Source organism: Kitasatospora sp. CM 4170, assembly GCF_032110285.1.
Classification (GTDB): Bacteria; Actinomycetota; Actinomycetes; order Streptomycetales; family Streptomycetaceae; genus Kitasatospora; species Kitasatospora aburaviensis.
Map to the genome: position 1 here is coordinate 8,571,034 of NZ_CP134877.1, position 14,330 is coordinate 8,585,363.

Here is a 14,330-nt window from a genome sequence, read left to right on the forward strand (position 1 = left end):
AGGCGGAAGGCTATGGGATGGACCAGGACTCATTCTGGATACCGATGCGAACGATCCCTAGGCTGAGCCGCGGTTGCCACACCGTGGTGGCATCGCAGAGAGAGTTCGTGCCATGACCGGACTGCCCATCCGTATCTCCGACGAAGTCACCCAGGCCGTTGCCGACGGGCGTCCCGTCGTCGCCCTGGAGTCGACCATCTTCACCCACGGGCTGCCGCGCCCCCGCAACCTCGCGGTCGCGCTGGAGGCGGAGGAGCGGCTGCGGGCCGCGGGCGTGGTGCCGGCCACCATCGGCGTGTACGCCGGGGCGCCGACGGTCGGTCTCGCCACCGAGCAGATCAAGGAGCTGTCGGAGTCGGACCACCTCGACAAGGCGAGCCTGCGCGACCTTCCGGTGGTCGCCGCGCTGGGCCGGCACGGCGGGACGACGGTGGCGGCCACCGCCTTCCTCGCCCACCGCGCCGGGATCCGGGTCTTCTCCACCGGCGGGCTCGGCGGCGTGCACTTCGGCGCGGCCGAGACCTTCGACGAGTCGGCCGACCTGACGACGCTGGCCGCCACGCCGGTCACCGTGGTCAGCGCGGGCGTGAAGTCGATCCTCGACATCCGGGCCACCCTGGAGCGGTTCGAGACGCTGAACATCCCGGTCATCGGCTACCGGACCCGCAAGTACCCCGGCTTCTACATCACCGACTCCGGCCACGAGATCAACTTCAAGGTGGACACGCCCGAGGAGGCCGCCCGGGTGATCGCCGCCCGGGACGGCCTGGAGCTGCCGCAGGCGGTGCTGATCGCCAACCCGGTCGACCCGGCGAAGCAGCTCCCGCCGGAGGAGCTGGACGAACTCCTCAACCGGGCCTGGGCCGAGGCCGAGCGCCGGGGCATCACCGGGAACGCCTCGACGCCGTTCCTGCTGGACTTCATCCAGCGCGACACCCAGGGCCGCAGCCTGGACGTGAACGTCGAGGTCTACCGCGGCAACGTCCGGCTCGGCGGCGAGATCGCCACCGCGCTGGCGGCCCTGCGCGACGAGGCCTGAGCCCGTGCTCGGGGTACTCGGCGATCTGGTCGAGGACGTCGTCGTCTGGGTGGACGGCCCGCTGCGGCACGGCACCGACTCCAGCGCCCGGGTGTTCCGGCGGCGCGGCGGCAGCGCGGCCAACGTCGCCGCCTGCTTCGCGGCCGCCGGCCAGGGGCCCGTGCGCTTCATCGGCTGCGTCGGGGACGACCCGGCCGGGGACGGCGTCGTCGCCGAACTGGCCGGCCACGGTGTGGACGTCCGGGTCGCCCGCCGGGGCGAGACCGGCAGCATCGTGGTGCTCATCGACGAGGCCGGCGAGCGGACCATGCTGCCCGACCGGGGCGCCGCACGGCTGCTCGACGCCGTCCCGGACGCCTGGCTGGCCGGCCTGACCCACCTGCACGTCCCCGCCTACTCCTTCGACGGGGAGCCGATCGGCACCGCCGCGGTGGACGCCGTCCGGCGGGTTCGCCGGGCCGGCGGCACCGTCTCGCTGGACGCCTCCTCGACCGGCATGCTGGCCGCGTTCGGCCGCGAGCGCTTCCTCGCCCTCGCCGCCGGCCTGGCGCCCGACCTACTGTTCGCCAACCGGGAGGAGTCCGCGTTCCTCGGGCTGCTCGTCGACGGCCGCCCCGGCCCGGAGCGCGCCCGGCTGGCCGCCACCACGGTGGTCACCAAGTCCGGAGCGGAGGCGACCACCGTCGACGCCCCCGGCCGGGACCGGTTCGCGGTGCCCGTCCCGCCGGTCGGCGAGGTGCGCGACCTGACCGGCGCCGGCGACGCCTTCGCCGCCGGCTTCCTGGCCGGCTACCTGGCCGACCGGGACCTGCGGGCCGCCGCCGAGCGGGGCCACGCCTGCGCGGCGAAGGTCCTGGCCTCACCCGGCGCCTCCTTCACCGGCGGCTGAGCGCACGGCCGCCGCGCCACCGCGCCACCGAGACCGGCGGGCCCGCCCGCCGACCCGTCGTCAGCCCCCCGCCCGGGCCCGGGCAGGGGGCTGACGCGCAGGGGGCGCCGTGCAGGGGCGCTGCCGCGTGAGGGCCGCCACACGGGTGCCGCCGCGCGGGGGCGCTCGTCGGGACGGGAGCGCTGACACGCCCTCGGACGGCTCAGCGTCCGCGCCCCTGCGGGCTGCTTCGGATAGGAATCGCTCGTCCCGATCCCGATCCCGATCCGGAGGTCCCCGAGATGAACCCCGTCCTGTCGAAGTCGACGAAGTACGCCGCCCGCGCGGCCTGTTCCGTACTGCTGCTGGCCGCGCCCGTGCTGGTGCTCGCCCAGCCGGCGGCCGCCGAGGGGCCGAAGACGCCGCAGGAGGCCGCCGCCTGCCGCGGCGTGCTGAACACGTTCTTCGGCGGTTCGCTGTTCGGCGCGGGCGGCGTCAACGCGCTCTGCACCGTCCAGCCGGTCCCGGCCGACGGCTCCTGACGGCTCCTGATCGTGCCCCGAGCGCCGCGCGGGCGGACCGGCGGACTTCGCCGGCCCCGTCCGCCGGGGCCGCCGCTCGGACGGCCACCCGGAGGACCGCTCGGACGGCGGCTCCGCTGTGGCGGGGAGTACGTGCCCCATCCGACTGTGGGGATGTCCGGAGACGACCGTCTCGACCCACCCGGCGGAAGAGCCCCTTCATGGCCATCGACACCTACGACCACCAGGTCCCGCACACCTCGACCGTCCCCGCCACGGCGGGCCAGAAGGTCGAACTCTTCGTGCGGGAGCACCGACCCTCCGGCCCCGCGGCCCACGAGGCCGTCCTCATGCTGCACGGCCGGAGCGTGCCGACGCTGGCGGCCTACGACCTCGACCACACCTCGTACGGGTGGAGCAAGGCCCTCGCCCAGGCGGGGTACGACGTGTTCATGGTGACTCCTCCCCCACGTGAATGCGGGGGCTTCTCGCTAAGCCTGGTTGGCTTTGCGACGGGCCAGCCCGGCCCGGAGAACGTTTAGGGCCCCCACTGTGTCAGCGTGCGCCCGGTGGCCGCAGTTGACGCAGTGGAATGTCTTCTGGGTGGGACGGTTCTCATTGGCGGTGTGTCTGCATTCGGGGCACCGCCGCGAGGTGTTGCGGGGGTCCACAGCCATCACTTCCCGTCCGGCGCATTCTGCCTTGGCGGTGAGGATCGCGAGGAACACCCCCCATCCAGCATCGTTGATCGACTTGTTCAACCCGGACTTGGCCGCAGCGCCGTTCGGCAGGAACGAGCCGGGCTGAGCGGGATCGGGCTTGGGTGCGGGAGCACGCACCATGCTGCGAATCTTGAGGCCTTCGTGCGCGATGAAGTCGTGTTCGCGTACGAGATCGAGAGCGGTCTTGTGTGCGTGGTCGAGGCGCTGGCGGCGGACCTTGCGGTGCAGCTGGGCGACGGTCTTGACCTGCTCGCGGCGGCGCCTGGAGCCGCGCTTGCACCGGCTGAGCTTCTGCTGCGCGGCTGCGAGCTTCGCGGCAGACTTGTCCCCGTGGCGGGGATTGGGAATGAACTCGCCGTTGGAGTCGGCGAGGAAGTTGGCTATGCCCAGGTCGATGCCGACGGCGCTGCCCGTTGCGGGCAGCGGTTCGGGCTTCGCCTGGTCGGCAGTGAGGATGACATACCAGCGGCGGCCTTCCCGCTTGACGCTGATCGTCTTGACCTTGCCGACCACGGGCCGGTGCTGGTGCACGCGCACGCAGCCGACGCCTTGCAGACGAACGCGCGTCACCGGGTCGTGCGCGGTAGCGTCCCAGCGGCAGCCGTCGCCGTCCTTCGGGAACTCCACAGTGTCGAACCGCTTAACCGACCGGAAGCGCGGGTAGCCGGGCTTCTCGCCGGCCTTGACGCGGCGGAAGAACGCCGCGAACGCCTTGTCCAGGCGGCGAAGCGTGGCCTGCTGGCTGGAGAACGACCAGCGGCCCTGACACTCCGGGTCGAACGCCCGGATCTCTTTGAGTTGCGCGGACTGCATCCCGTACGTGACTGAAGTCCTGGCGATGTGCCGGTAGGCGTCGCGGCGCTCTTCAAGAGCCCCGTTGTACAGCGAGCAGTGATCCCGCAGCATCTCGGTGAGCGCCTGCGTCTGGCCCACGGTGGGCCGCATGAGGAACTTATACGCACGGATCATCCGGCCCACCCCCTTTCAGCCAGCACAACCACCATAGTGCGGCCTACTGACAACGCAGGGTTCTCCGCCGCTTCGCGGCTCCGGGCCAAGGCTGCGCTTCCCTCCCCGGCTGAAGCCGGGGGTACCCACGCAAGATCGAGGGACGGATATCCAGGGCTCGGGGCGGTAGACGCGGCCCGGATGGAGAGCCCGTGCAACGTCAATCCCCTCCAGTAGGACCTCGTCAGCCCACGCTGATGGGTGCGCGCATCGTGAGCTACGCCTTTGTGCTGACCAACTCCCAGAGCGACCAGACCGCCGTCCGCGGTGCGGCTGCCGGGGGCTGTGGGCCTGGGCCGGGGTGCGGCCGGTGAGCGCGGCGAGGTGGGCATTGTCGTCAACTTCATCCGCAGCACGAGCGACGTCTCGAAGGGGTGCTTCATCGGCTGGTCGCGGCCACACCATCAGCCCGGCGCCTTAGACCCCGCCGGCGTCGAACGGGGCCGAGAGGTCGGCCAGTTCGGACGGGTCGAGGGCGAGGTCCGCGGCTGCGGCGGAGTCGCGGATGCTGGCCGAGCGGCGGGCGCCCGGGATCGGGACCATGGCGGGGGAGAGGGCGAGCAGCCAGGCCAGGCCGACCTGCTGGGGCGAGACCTCGCGCGCGGCGGCGATCCGGTGGAAGGCGCCGGCCGTGACCGCCCGGTCCGCCGGGTCGTCCAGGACGCTGCGGGCGAGGCCGCCCAGCGGGCTCCACGGCAGGAAGGCCAGGCCGAGCCGCTCGCTCAGGCGCAGCTCGGGCTCGGCGGTGCGGACGGCGGGGGAGAACCGGTTCTGCACCGAGACCAGGGCCGGGCCGAGGATCTCCCGGGCCGTCAGGATCTGCTGCGCGTCCACGTTGGAGACGCCCGCCGCGCGGACCTTGCCCGCGTCCACCAGCTCGCGCAGGGCGCCCACCGACTCGGCCCACGGCACCCGGGGGTCGGGCTTGTGCAGCTGGTAGAGGCCGACGGCCTCGGTGCCGAGGCGCCGGAGCGAGCCCTCGCAGGCGCGGCGCAGGTGCTCCGGCCGGCCGTCGACCGTCCAGGAGCCGTCGCCGGGCCGGCCGCGCCCGCCCTTGGTGGCGACCAGGACGGCCGCGCGGTCGGCGGCCGGGCGTTCGGCCAGCGCGCGGGCCACCAACCTCTCGTTGTGGCCGACTTCGGCGGCGTGCCAGTGGTAGGAGTCGGCGGTGTCGATCAGGGTGACGCCGGCGTCGAGCGCCGCGTGCAGGGTGGCCAGGGCGGTCGCCTCGTCCGGCCGGCCCTCGACCGAGAGCGGCATGGCGCCGAGCCCGATCGCGCCGACGGAGGTTCCGCCGATGGTGCGCTGTCGCACGTCAGGCCGCCTTTCGCGACGCGGCCTCGGCCTCGGCGGCCTCCGCGACGGCCCCGGGCAGCCAGTCGGCCACCGGGGAGAACTGCAGCCCCAGCCCGCGGGCGCGCCGGCCGTCCATCGGGTACCAGCGGTCGAAGGAGAACGGCGAGGCCTCGTCGCCCCCGACCACCCGGTGGCGGGCGGAGGTGCCGAGCCGATCGGCGATCAGGTCACCCAGCGTGAGCACGTTCAGCGGCTCGGGGGAGCAGGCGTTGACCGGCCCGACGGCGTCCGAGGCGGCCACCCGGACCAGCGCGGCGGCGATCTCCTCGTGGTGGACGAAGGAGGTCGGCTGCGGCTGCGCGTGCACGGCGACCGGCCGGCCCGCGGCGATCAGGCCGGTGTAGTGCGCCAGCCGGCCGGTGAAGTCCCGGGCGCCGCCGCCCAGGACGTGCGCGCTGCGCACGGTGGCCCAGGAGAACGGCGCGTCCCGGGCCAGCACCGCCTCGGCCTGCCGCTTGCCCTCCGCGTAGTGCGTCGCCTCGTCGAAGCGGCGGGCGAGCGCTGCCCGGTCCTGCCAGGGGAGGCCGAGGTCGACCGGCCACTGCGCCGGGTCCACGGCCTCCTCGGGCACCGGGACGCCCGGGGTGGTGTGCACCAGGGGCGAGGTCGCCGGGTCGTACACCTCCATCGTCGAGGTCATCACGTACCGGGCGGTGCGGTCGGCGAAGACCCGACGGGCCACCGCGGCCTCCGCGGGGGTGTAGAGCACCTGGTCGAGCACCGCGTCGAAGGTGCGCCCGCCGAGTGCGGCGGCGAGGGCGACCTCGTCCGACCGGTCGGCGACGACGTGGTCGACCCCGGGCGGCGGCGGTGCCGAACCACGGTTGACCAGGGTGACGCGGGCGCCGGAGTCCCGCAGCAGGGTGACCAGGCGGAGGCCGAAGTAGCGGCTGCCGCCGATGACGCAGACGTTTCGCAGGGCGTTGTTCATGGCCACCACTCTGCTCGTCTATGCTCCCCAGCAGAACTGCCGACTTACTGAACGCGTCATCAGCAGAACTGTCGACCGGGGAGCATCATGACCGGTGGGCCGTCATGACCGGGGGAGCACGATGATCGACGTCCGGAGGCTGACCGTGCTGCGCACGGTCGCCGAGCACGGCAGCTTCAACCGGGCGGCGGCCGCGCTGCTGCTCACCCCGTCCGCGGTCTCCCAGCAGGTCGCGGCGCTCGAACGCGGGCTGGGGACGGCCGTGGTGGAGCGCTCCACGCGCGGGGTGCGGCTCACCGAGGCCGGGCGGCTCCTGGTGGACGCGGCCACGGCGATCTCCGCGGAGCTGCGGCACGCCGAGGAGCAGATCGGCCGCCTCGGCGCGGCCCGGCACCGGCTCACCCTCGCCACCTTCACCAGCGGCGGCCGCCACCTGCTGCCCGGCGTGCTGAGCCGCTTCGCGGCCGACCACCCGGACGTCGAACTGCGGATCCTCGAACGGGAGCCGGAGGACAGCCTGCCGATGGTCCGCGAGGGCACCGCCGACCTCGCCCTCGCGTACCACTTCGACGGACCGCTGCCGGTCCTGCCCGGGGACCGCTCCGGGCTCGACTGGGAGCCGCTGATGGACGATCCGCTCTCGGTGGTGCTGCCCGAGGGCCACCGCCTGGCCGGCCGGGACACCCTGTACCTGGCCGAACTCGCCGAGGAGCGCTGGGTCATGGGGTGCCTGAAGACGGAGGCGTTCCTGCGCCGGCACGCGGCCGTGGCCGGCTTCGAGCTCCGGGTGGCGGGCTCCACCACCGACTACTTCTTCGCCCGCTCGCTGGTCGCCGCGGGCGTCGGGGTCTCGCTGGTGCCGTACGTGGCGCTCGATCCGGTGCTGCCCGGCACCCGCACGGTGCCGGTGACGCCGCCGCGCCCGGCCCGGCACTTCGGGATCGCCCGGGCCCGGCGCCGCCCCCACCCGCACGCCGACGCCCTGGCCCGGCTGCTGCGCGAGGCCGCGCAGCAGCAGGAGCAGCAGGAGCAGCAGGAGCGGCCGGAGCAGTAGAGGCAGCGGCCGGAGGCCGGGGGCGGTCGGCGGCGCCGGGACCGGGTGACGGCGCGGGCCGCAGCGGTCCCTGCGGTCAGCGGCCGCTCGGCCAACCGCCTTCGGGCCCAACGCCGTTGGGCCAGTCGCCGGGCCCACCGCCGTTCGGCTCAGGACTGCCCGGTGAGCCCCGCCCGGACGGCGACGTCCAGCGCCGGCTCCACGCGCAGCGGCCCGCGGTCCTCGTCCCCGGGGCCGGCCGCCGTCAGCAGCTCGGCGACCACGGCGGCGTCGACCGTCCGGGCCTCGGCGCGCCGCAGGAACCGGGTGAGCGCGTCGGTGAACGCGGCCTCGTCGGAGCGCCGCACGCAGGCCAGCGCGGCCGCCTCGCTGCGGAACTCCTCCTCCGAGCCCAGCCACTCGGCGGCCCCCTGCAGCCCGTCGTCGTCGAGCTGCTCGGGGTAGTCGATGCGGTGCCAGACGCCGTCCTGGGACCAGTAGACGAAGCCGAACAGGTTGCCCTCGGCGTCCTCGCGCAGCTGCTCCCAGGGCAGCCAGTCCGGGCCGCCGGCCAGGAAGTCGATCTGCCGGCCGTCGACGTGGGTGCAGCTGCTGTCGGAGTCCTGGCCGCAGAAGACCACGTTCCCGTTCTCCGCCCGGCTGGCCCGCCACCAGTACGAGCCGGCGCTGGCGTCGCACCAGACGCCGTGCTCGTCCAGCCAGTAGCCCTCGGGCTTCTCGGTGGCGGCCTCCAGCAGGGCGAAGGCCACGGCCCGCGCCCACACCCGGTCGGCGCGGTCGAGGTCCTCGGGTCGGCTCGGCCTGTGCATGATCGTTCCCCTCCTGTGCGGTCGGAGGCCAGCGTGCCACACCCGGCCGACACCGGGCGCCGGATGCGGCACGTCGGACGGGCGCTACGCGGTCCCGCGCCTCACCCGGACACTCCCCGGGCCCCGCCGATGGCGTCGAGCAGCAGCTTCGCCGCCACCGCCGCGCCGTCGGCGCCGATCGACCCGGCCACGGCGGCCGCCCGGGCCCGGCTCTCCGCACCCAGGGCCACCTCCAGCGCGGCCGACAGGGACTCGAAGGTCGGCGTCGGACCGTCGTGGGCCGCGCCGATGCCCAGGTCGGCCACGCGGCCGGCCCAGTACGGCTGGTCGGCCAGCTGGGGCACCACCACCTGGGGCGTGCCGGCCCGCGCGGCCGTCGTCGTCGTGCCCGCGCCGCCGTGGTGCACGACCGCGGCCACCCGGGGGAACAGCGCGTGGTGGTTGACCTCGCCGACGGCGAGGCAGTCGCCCTGGTCGTCCGTCAGGGCCAGGTCGGCCCAGCCGCCGGAGAGGAGCACGCGGTGGCCCTGCGCACGCACCGCCTCGACGGCCGCCCGGGCGACGTCCGGCGCGTCGCGGATCGGCATGCTGCCGAAGCCCACGTACACCGGGGGTGCGCCGGCTGCCAGGAACGCCTCCAACCCGGCCGGGAGCGGGCGCTCGTCCGCCCGGAGCCACGCGCCGGTCTGCAGGACGTCGAGGTCCGCCGGCTGCAGCCAGGGGCTCAGCGTCGGGTCGGCGGCCAGCCACGGCCGGTCGGTGAGGACGTAGTCGCGGAAGTGGTCCACCGGCGGCAGGCCGATCGTCTCCCGATGGGCGTTGAGACCCGTGCCGAACAGGACGTTCATGTTCTCGACGTCGAGGTCCCACAGCACCCGGTTGTCGGTCACCTCCGGCGGGAACGGCCGGCCCGGCCGGGGGAACGGCGGGTGGTGCGGGGACGGCAGGTAGCTCGGGAAGTAGGCCACGAACACGTACGGGATGCCCAGCTTCTCGGCCGCCGACCGCGCGGCGGCCGCCGCCGGGAGCAGCCCGGTCGCCACCACCGCGTCGCAGTCCTCGGCCGCCGCGGCGACCGCGTCGTAGGTCGTGGCGACCAGCGCGGCCGCGCGCTGGGCCAGACCCTCCGCCGGCATCGGCGCCTTCCCCGTGACCGCCCCCGTCGCCACCGGGCGTACCGGCTGTCCGATCGGTGCCAGCGGGAGGCCGGCGGCGTCCAGCAGTTCGGCGAAGTCCGGCGGCGCGCACACCCGCACCTCCGTGCCGAGCGCCCGCAGCTGCGCCGCGAGCCCGATCATCGGCTCGACGTCCCCGCGCGATCCGTAGGCCATCAACAACACGCGCATTCGTGGTCCCCCGTCTTCCTGTGAACTTCCGGTCTCGGTCGAAGATCATGCGTCATGATCACCGCCTTGCCGCAAGCCCCCCGGTGCACGGTATGTTGGCGGTGGAAGGAAGCGCGTCGTCCTCACGCATCATCACAAAAGTACTCGTGGTGAAGAGTTGAGGACTCTCCCGCCGACCGGCGCGGGCGTCCCGGTCACCGCATCGTGCGGCGCACCGTCCGCAGGACGCCGAGGCCGACCACCGGGAGCGCCACCAACAGGGCGGCCCAGAAGGCGCCGTGGCCCCAGAACTCGGCGACGGCACCGAACTGCCCGCGCGCCACCGGGATCCGCAGCGCCTCCAGCGGGCCGAGCGGCGGCGGCCAGGAGCCGAGCACCATCGCGCCGACCACCCAGAGGCCGAGCAGCCGGCGCGCCGTCCGCGGCGTGGCGAGCGTGCTCAGCACGGCCAGGGCGGCGAACAGCAGCGCGAAGTCGGCCTGGTAGCCGGCACCGGCCTGCCCGGTGCCCCAGGAGGCCGGGGTGGGGTGGTGGCCGGTGGCGGCCAGCCGCACCTCGACGGTCGCCCAGAGCAGGACGACCAGCAGATGGGTGGTGCCGAGGGCGTACAGCACGCGGTCGCGCAGGCCCGCACGACCGGGCCGCCACCGGGCCGGGTCCGGCTCGGGCGCGGGCTCGGGCGAGCCCGCGCCGGCCGGTCGGCGGCGGGCGGCGAGGCGGCGCCACTCGCGGGCGGTGCGCCCGCGGGCCTCGTGTACGGGCTTCAGCATCCCGGTCGCGGCGCGTTCGACCAGGAACACGGCCAGCACCACCACCAGGGCCGCGGCCACGCCGGCCCAGCTGCCCAAGCCGCCCTCGAACACCACGATCCGGTCGGCCAGCGCCTGCGGCGGCTCGGCGAACGTCATCGGCGGCCCGAGCCGCAGGTAGCCGACGGCGAACGCGGCGGCGGCGGCGAGCAGCAGCGTCCAGCGCCCGACCCGGGCCGGGAAGACGGCCGCGACGACGGCCGTCACCAGGGCCGCCCCGAGCTGGCCGACCACCTGCCGGGCCGCGTGCTCGCCGGCGCCCCGCAGCGGGCCGCCGAAGCCGCCGTTCGGCAGGATCAGCAGCTCGGCCCGCGCGTCGACGGCGAACCGCCACACCGCGCCCGACCAGAGCATCAGGGCGAGGGCGAGGGTCACCAGCGCGACCGCGCCGGCCTGTCGCGGCAGCGCCGTCCGGGCGTTGGACCACCAGACGTCGAGCCAGTCCCGCCGCGCCGGCGGGCGGCGCCCGTTCGGGCCGGCCGTCGGTGTGGTCCTGGCCCGCAGCACCGCGGCGGCCACCAGGGCGGCCCGGCCGGGCACCGTCGCCGGGTCGGCGCCCACGGCCCGGCGCCGCAGTGCGGACCAGCGCCGGCGTACCGGGTCCGGCGCCTCGCGGCGGACGGCGGTGCGCGCGGCCAGGGCGGCGTTCACCGCGACGGCCGAGGCCACGGCCACCGGCGTGGACAGCAGCGCCGGTTCGGCGAGCCGGTGCAGGACGGCGGGCAGCGGCGAGAGCCGGGCCACCAGCTCGGGGTGCTCCTCGGCGCGGACGGTCAGCAGGACCACCAGGCGGTACGCCTCGGCCCGCTCGTCCGCGCTCAGCCCGTCACCGCCGCGCCGGCCGCCGCCGACCTCGCGGGCGGCCTCCTCCACCCCGGCCAGGACGGCGGGCAGCTCGGCCAGGGCGAGCAGCCGCGCGCACTGCTCGCCGAAGCACTCCGGGTGGTCGCAGTCGTACCGGGCCGCGACGGCCGGCACCGACCCGGCGATCAGCTCGTCCACCAGCGCGACCAGCCCCGGATCGGCGGCGAGCCGGGCCAGCCCGGCCGAGTCGATCGGGCGGTTCCGGTAGGAGGGCACGGCGCCCGGCGCGAACGCGGCGCCGAAGGCGAGGACGGCGACCGCGGCCGCGGCGGCCCGCTCGGGGCCGCGCAGCCGCTCCACGTCGCGGAGCTGGCTCAGGTCGACGACGGTGTCCCGTACGTCCTCGCTCAGCCACTCCCGCAGCCGCTGGGCGCCGCCCCGGGCGAGCCAGTGGGCCGCGTCCGCGGACCGTCCGAGCATGGCCACGGCCAGCGCGGCCGGGTCGTGGAAGAGGTCGCCGAGGAACGTGATCGGGCGGTGGGCGGGGGCGACGGGCGCGCCGCCCGGCGGGACGGCCGGTCGCACCACCTCGGGGCTGCCGCCGGCCAGCCACGTCCGGACCTGCGGCGCGGTCCACCGGTGTGCCGGGTTCCGGGTGAACAGGCCCTGGAGCAGCAGCTGCCGGCGCGGATGGGCGACGCCGGACAGGTCCACCTCCGCGGCCATCACCAGGTCGTACTGCAGCACCTCGTCGCTCAGCAGCAGCCCGTCCGCGTCCAGGTAGCGGGGGCGGCCGGTGAACAGCTCGTACAGCACGTTGCCCAGGGCCCACCAGGGGCCCTCCGCGCGGTTGGTGCCGGCGAGCTGCTCGGGCGCCATGTAGGCGACGGTCACCTGCATCTCGGGGGAGAAGCTGCGGCTGGCGGTGAGCCGGGCGACGCCGCCGAAGTCCGCGATCACGAACTCGGGGGCCCCGGCCGCGCCGTCGGGCGCCGTGGTCGGGCGGAGCAGGATGTTGGACGGCTTGAAGTCGACCGGGTTGCGGCGGATCCGCTGCTGCCAGAAGTCCAGCAGCGCGACGAGCTCGCGCACGATCCGTTCGGTCTCCGTACCGTCGGCCGCCCGTCCCGCCCGCCGCAGCTCGGCGAAGTGGTCGGCCAGGGTGACCGGCAGGTACTCCATCGCCACCCAGTCGCAGCGCGCCCCCGCGTGCTCCACCCGGCCGTGCCCGGTGATCAGCGGCACGTGGCGGCGGTAGCCGTCGTCGCGCAGGTGTTCCAGCAGCTCCGGGTCCATGGCCTGCCCGGCCACGGTGACCTTCACCGCGGCGTCGCCGCCGCCGTCGGTGCGGCGCACGTGCCAGACCGTGCCCTCGGTGCCCGAGCCGGCCACCCCGAGCGGTTCGTAGCGGTCGAGCAGCGCGGCCGGGAAGGCGCCGCCGAACTGGCCGCCGCGGCCGGGGGCGGCCCCGGCGGGCGGTGCGGACGGCGGTGCGGCGGGCGGCGCGGGTACGGCGGTGGCTCCGGGGTCCGGCGGGGTCACCCGGGTCGGGGCGTCCGGCAGCACCCTGGTCGGCGGGTTCGGGACGGCTCCGGTCGCCGGCCGGGCGGTGGGGATGCCGAGCCGCGAGGACGGTTCCCGGGACCCGTCCCGTCCGCCGCCGCGCCGCCCGCGGAGCAGCCGGTCCACCTTCGTGCGCGGGACGCCCGGGCGTTCCCGCCCGCCGCCCGCCGCGCCCGGCTCCGCCGTCGTACCGTCGGCCATCCCGCCCGCTCCCCTCCCCGCCCCCGGGCCCCGCCCGGGGGTGTGCCGCTCCCGCCGCCGTGATCACGGCGTCATGCCGGTCGGGACACCTTACTGTCCCCGGAGCTGCGTGTACGCCGGTGTGTCGAGAACGTTGACGTGGCATCAGGTTCGCGCGGCGGTGGTCGGCGGGGCACCCGCAGGCCGGCGCACCCCGGGCCCGGGGCCGCCGGGCGGACCCGGATCGTGCCAGCTCGGGGCGGTGGCCCAGAATGTCCGGGTGAACGATGTGGACTACCGCGTACTGCTGGACGACGCCATGGAGACGGCCCGCCGGTCGCCGGAGCGCGGTCGGGTCGCCGACTACATCCCGGCGCTGGCCCAGGCCGACCCGACCGCCTTCGGGATGGCGATCGCCACCGTCGACGGCGAGGTGTTCGGCGCGGGGGACTGGCAGCACCCGTTCTCGATCCAGTCGGTGTCCAAGCTGTTCACCCTGGCGCTGGCCCTGGCGGAGGGCGGCGACGGCCTCTGGGCCGGGGTGGGGCGCGAGCCCTCCGGCAACCCGTTCAACTCGCTGGTGCAGCTGGAGACCGAGCAGGGGATCCCGCGCAACCCGTTCATCAACGCCGGCGCCCTGATCGTCACCGACCGGCTGCTGAAGCTGACCGGCGACGCGGTGGGGGCGGTCCGCGGCTTCCTCCAGGCGGAGTCGGGCAACCCCGAGGTCGGGGTGGACGACTCGGTGGCCTCCTCCGAGGCCCGGCACGGGCACCGCAACGCGGCCATGGCCCACTTCATGGCCAGCTACGGCAACCTGCGCAACCCGGTCGACAGCGTCCTCGCCCACTACTACGCGCACTGTGCGATCACGGCGAGCTGCCGCGACCTCGCGCTGGCCGGCCTCTTCCTCGCCCGCCACGGGATCCGGGCCGACGGCAGCCGGCTGCTCTCGCGCAGCGAGGCCAAGCGGATCAACGCCGTGCTGCTGACCTGCGGCACCTACGACGCGGCCGGCGAGTTCGCCTACCGGGTGGGACTGCCGGGCAAGAGCGGCGTGGGCGGCGGGATCCTCGCCGTACTGCCGGGCCGGGGCACCGTCTGCGTCTGGAGCCCGGGCCTGGACGCGGCCGGCAACTCCGTCCTCGGGGTGGCCGCGCTGGACGCCCTCACCACGGCGACGGGCTGGTCGGTGTTCTGAGCGGCGCCGCTGCGGGCGGTGTCCGCGGTCGGCTGCACCGGACCGCGGGCCGGGCTGCACGGGGGCGGGCCGGTCCCGGTCGCCGCACCGTGTGGTGCGGCCCCGGTCGCTCCGGACCG

Annotated in this window: 12 protein-coding genes; 6 read left to right on the plus strand and 6 right to left on the minus strand. The window is 75.4% G+C overall.

Annotated features, from left to right (window positions below; translation table 11 throughout):
• Nucleotides 1-112 precede the first annotated feature (112 nt).
• From RMN57_RS35795 to RMN57_RS35810, 4 genes are all read left to right on the plus strand, one after another.
• Nucleotides 113-1,039 (plus strand): pseudouridine-5'-phosphate glycosidase, encoded by a 927-nt coding sequence (locus RMN57_RS35795; protein ID WP_313767467.1) that lies wholly within the window; start codon nt 113-115, stop codon nt 1,037-1,039.
• 4 nt (nt 1,040-1,043) lie between these two features.
• Nucleotides 1,044-1,928 (plus strand): PfkB family carbohydrate kinase, encoded by an 885-nt coding sequence (locus tag RMN57_RS35800; protein ID WP_313767468.1) that lies wholly within the window; start codon nt 1,044-1,046, stop codon nt 1,926-1,928.
• 281 nt (nt 1,929-2,209) lie between these two features.
• Entirely contained in the window at nt 2,210-2,449 is a 240-nt protein-coding gene (locus RMN57_RS35805; RefSeq protein WP_313767469.1) for a hypothetical protein, read from the plus strand.
• A gap of 200 nt (nt 2,450-2,649) precedes the next feature.
• Nucleotides 2,650-2,970: a hypothetical protein gene (locus tag RMN57_RS35810; protein ID WP_313767470.1), complete on the plus strand. Its 321-nt coding sequence runs from the start codon at nt 2,650-2,652 to the stop codon at nt 2,968-2,970.
• On the opposite strand, the gene RMN57_RS35815 is transcribed toward RMN57_RS35810, so the two are convergent.
• From RMN57_RS35815 to RMN57_RS35825, 3 genes are all read right to left on the minus strand, one after another.
• Nucleotides 2,920-4,119: a transposase gene (locus RMN57_RS35815; protein WP_313767471.1), complete on the minus strand. Its 1,200-nt coding sequence runs from the start codon at nt 4,117-4,119 to the stop codon at nt 2,920-2,922. The genes RMN57_RS35810 and RMN57_RS35815 overlap by 51 nt on opposite strands.
• A 456-nt stretch (nt 4,120-4,575) precedes the next feature.
• Entirely contained in the window at nt 4,576-5,472 is an 897-nt protein-coding gene (locus RMN57_RS35820) for an aldo/keto reductase (protein ID WP_313767472.1), read from the minus strand.
• A gap of 1 nt (nt 5,473) precedes the next feature.
• A complete protein-coding gene (locus RMN57_RS35825; RefSeq protein WP_313767473.1) occupies nt 5,474-6,445 on the minus strand; it encodes a reductase in 972 nt (323 codons plus the stop codon).
• A 121-nt stretch (nt 6,446-6,566) separates the two neighbouring features.
• Here RMN57_RS35825 and RMN57_RS35830 point away from each other — a divergent pair, with 121 nt between their 5' ends.
• Nucleotides 6,567-7,499 (plus strand): LysR family transcriptional regulator, encoded by a 933-nt coding sequence (locus RMN57_RS35830; RefSeq protein WP_313767474.1) that lies wholly within the window; start codon nt 6,567-6,569, stop codon nt 7,497-7,499.
• Between the two features lie 149 nt (nt 7,500-7,648).
• Here RMN57_RS35830 and RMN57_RS35835 read toward each other — a convergent pair whose 3' ends face one another.
• The 3 genes from RMN57_RS35835 to RMN57_RS35845 all read right to left on the minus strand — a co-directional run bounded on the left by RMN57_RS35835 (nt 7,649) and on the right by RMN57_RS35845 (nt 13,031).
• Nucleotides 7,649-8,308, minus strand: coding sequence for a hypothetical protein (locus RMN57_RS35835; protein WP_313767475.1), 660 nt, complete (start codon nt 8,306-8,308; stop codon nt 7,649-7,651).
• Nucleotides 8,309-8,409: 101 nt separating this feature from the next.
• Entirely contained in the window at nt 8,410-9,654 is a 1,245-nt protein-coding gene (locus RMN57_RS35840) for a glycosyltransferase (protein WP_313767476.1), read from the minus strand.
• A gap of 194 nt (nt 9,655-9,848) precedes the next feature.
• The gene (locus RMN57_RS35845) at nt 9,849-13,031 is read right to left on the minus strand and encodes a protein kinase domain-containing protein (protein WP_313767477.1); all 3,183 of its coding nucleotides are present in this window, start codon (nt 13,029-13,031) and stop codon (nt 9,849-9,851) included.
• Between the two features lie 268 nt (nt 13,032-13,299).
• On the opposite strand from RMN57_RS35845, the gene RMN57_RS35850 reads away from it, so the two are divergent.
• Nucleotides 13,300-14,211, plus strand: a complete 912-nt coding sequence (locus RMN57_RS35850) for a glutaminase (RefSeq protein WP_313768073.1) — start codon at nt 13,300-13,302, stop codon at nt 14,209-14,211.
• Nucleotides 14,212-14,330 lie beyond the last annotated feature (119 nt).

Excerpts from the sequence above, each read along its gene's own strand:
- RMN57_RS35810 (WP_313767470.1), top strand. The coding sequence starts at position 2,650 with ATGGCCATCGACACCTACGACCACCAGGTCCCGCACACCTCGACCGTC.
- RMN57_RS35830 (WP_313767474.1), top strand. The coding sequence starts at position 6,567 with ATGATCGACGTCCGGAGGCTGACCGTGCTGCGCACGGTCGCCGAGCAC.
- RMN57_RS35815 (WP_313767471.1), bottom strand. The coding sequence starts at position 4,119 with ATGATCCGTGCGTATAAGTTCCTCATGCGGCCCACCGTGGGCCAGACG.
- RMN57_RS35805 (WP_313767469.1), top strand. The coding sequence starts at position 2,210 with ATGAACCCCGTCCTGTCGAAGTCGACGAAGTACGCCGCCCGCGCGGCC.
- RMN57_RS35795 (WP_313767467.1), top strand. The coding sequence starts at position 113 with ATGACCGGACTGCCCATCCGTATCTCCGACGAAGTCACCCAGGCCGTT.
- RMN57_RS35825 (WP_313767473.1), bottom strand. The coding sequence starts at position 6,445 with ATGAACAACGCCCTGCGAAACGTCTGCGTCATCGGCGGCAGCCGCTAC.
- RMN57_RS35845 (WP_313767477.1), bottom strand. The coding sequence starts at position 13,031 with ATGGCCGACGGTACGACGGCGGAGCCGGGCGCGGCGGGCGGCGGGCGG.
- RMN57_RS35840 (WP_313767476.1), bottom strand. The coding sequence starts at position 9,654 with ATGCGCGTGTTGTTGATGGCCTACGGATCGCGCGGGGACGTCGAGCCG.
- RMN57_RS35835 (WP_313767475.1), bottom strand. The coding sequence starts at position 8,308 with ATGCACAGGCCGAGCCGACCCGAGGACCTCGACCGCGCCGACCGGGTG.